The sequence below is a fragment of the Promicromonospora kroppenstedtii DSM 19349 genome, from assembly GCF_000515355.1.
Taxonomy (GTDB): Bacteria; Actinomycetota; Actinomycetes; order Actinomycetales; family Cellulomonadaceae; genus Promicromonospora; species Promicromonospora kroppenstedtii.
The window spans coordinates 1-2,103 of sequence record NZ_KI911687.1 but is presented as its reverse complement, the minus strand read 5'-3'; the positions used below and the strand labels follow the sequence as shown (position 1 = coordinate 2,103).

General features: G+C 73.6%; 1 protein-coding gene and 1 pseudogene. One reads left to right on the top strand and one right to left on the bottom strand.

The features are described 5' to 3' along the window. A pseudogene (locus PROKR_RS16250) lies at positions 1 to 1,095 on the bottom strand (S41 family peptidase); the annotation flags it as partial. A gap of 377 nt (positions 1,096 to 1,472) precedes the next feature. On the opposite strand from PROKR_RS16250, the gene PROKR_RS16245 reads away from it, so the two are divergent. Continuing rightward, a partial coding sequence (locus PROKR_RS16245; RefSeq protein ID WP_036964719.1) for an ABC transporter ATP-binding protein occupies positions 1,473 to 2,103 on the top strand: 631 nt, incomplete at its 3' end.

Genomic DNA, 2,103 nt, shown 5'->3' with positions numbered 1-2,103 from the left:
GTGCGGCGCGTCCGTGACGACGACGGCGCGGCCGGTGTCGCCGAGCAGCACGGGCTCTCGCACGCGGACCGACGGGTCGGCCACGAGCGCCCGGGCCGGCCCGGCACGGTGGGTCACCCAGAACGCCGTGCCGAGCCAGCCCACGATGCTCGCGTCGCCGCTCTTGTCGACGGCGAGTCCGTCGACACCTCTCGGCGCCGAGTCCGGGTCGGTCGAGTACGGCTCAGGGAGCGCGCCCGTCAGGGTGATGTCGAGGCGGCGCGGGGTGTCGTCCAGCGCGTCGAGCAGCCAGAGGTCGCCGCGGCTGTGCCACACGATGCGCGCACCGTCGGACGTCGCGTCGCGGACGTAGCCCTCGGCCTCGGTCTGGGTGGTGAGCAGCCGGGGCCCGGCCGCCTGCGTGCCTGACGCCAGGCCGTCCCAGACCCAGAGGTTCGCCTGCTCGTCGGCGTGGTCGGGGAACGTCGCCGCGCGGTCGGAGGTGAACACCAGCGCGTCCCCGACCCAGATCGGGTCGTAGGTGCCGGCCTCGTCGTCGGGCAGGGGGCGCTCCCACTCGCCGGTGCCCCGGTCGAGCCACAGCACGGAGGCCGTACCGCCGCGGTACCGCTTCCAGTAGGCGGGCGTGCGGTAGCCGGCCGAGACGAGGGCGGTCGTGCGCCTGCCGTCCGGGCCCTGGTGCTCGGCGACGCCCCATGCGGCCCCGTAGCGCGGGGTCTCGACGGTGCCGTCGAGGCCGACCGCGCGCACCACGGTCAGGGAGCGTTCGTGCGTGCCTGCGTTCGACGAGACGAGCACCCGGCCGGCGTCGTCCCAGCCGAGCACCGTCGTGGTCGTGCCGCCGAGCCAGGTGAGGCGCCGGGTGGCGCCGTCGGCCAGCTCGACCACGTAGGCCTCGGGGTGGCCGTCCTTGTGGGACACGTAGGCGAGGCGACTGCCGTCGGGGGAGAAGCGGGGGGACGTCGCGGGTACGTGGTCACTGGTCAGGCGCCAGGCGCGGCCGCCGGAGACGGGGGCGAGCCAGACGTCGTCGTCGGCCACGAACGCGACCTGGTCACCGTGGATGTGGGGGTACCTGAGATAGGGCTGGGTCACCGCCTCAACGTACTCGGGGCGCCCCGGCGCGGTCACCGGAAATCGCTGACGGCGAGGACCATGCGAAAGCATCCAGTCCAGGCTGGTCCACATCTTGGTCTCACATCATGGAATGGCCTGGTGCCTGGGTTGCATCATCCGGTTCTATGGGGTTCATCGGCATTGCCCGACAAAAGATGACGGAACGCCCCATGGGAGAGGAAAGCCGGATGACGCCACGACGCGCCACGTCGGCTCGCTCCGTCCCCTGCCCCTGCCGAATGCGGTAGTGCGCCGGCATGTGACGCTCCTGTCGAGCCTGCCGCCCGGACCGGTCCGGGCCATGTCGGTGCACAGCGACTGCCCACCGCACGGACCGATCGCAAGGGATGACACCCATGGTTCCCACAGCACCGTCCACAGCCCTGTCCACGGCCTCACCCACCGGCGAGGTCGATGTCGCCGCGTCCCCGGCACTGCCCGTCAGGCTCGCGGACGTCTCCCGCACCTTCGCTGCGCCCGGGCGCACCGACCGCACCGTGCTCCGGGACGTGGACCTCCAGGTCACGCCGGGCGAGATCGTGGCAGTGCTCGGCCCGTCGGGCTGCGGCAAGTCGACCCTGCTGCGGCAGGTCAGCGGCCTGGACGCGCCCACGGCGGGCAGCGTCACGATCGGCGGCGCACCCGTGGTCGGTGCCGACCCGCGCACCGCCGTCGCCTTCCAGGAACCCCGCCTGCTGCCGTGGCGCACGCTCACGCAGAACGTGGCGTTGGGCCTCCCGCCGGGCACCACGAAGGACGTGGGCCAGGAGCGGGTGGCCCGGCTGCTCGACCTGGTCGGGCTGGCGGGCTCGGCCGGGCTGCGGCCCCGCCAGGTCTCGGGCGGCATGGCGCAGCGCGCCTCGCTCGCCCGGGCGCTGGCCCGCAATCCCGGGGTGCTGCTGCTCGACGAGCCGTTCGGCGCGCTCGACGCTCTGACCCGGCTGCGCATGCAGGACCTCCTGCTCGACGTCCACGCGGCTCAGCCCG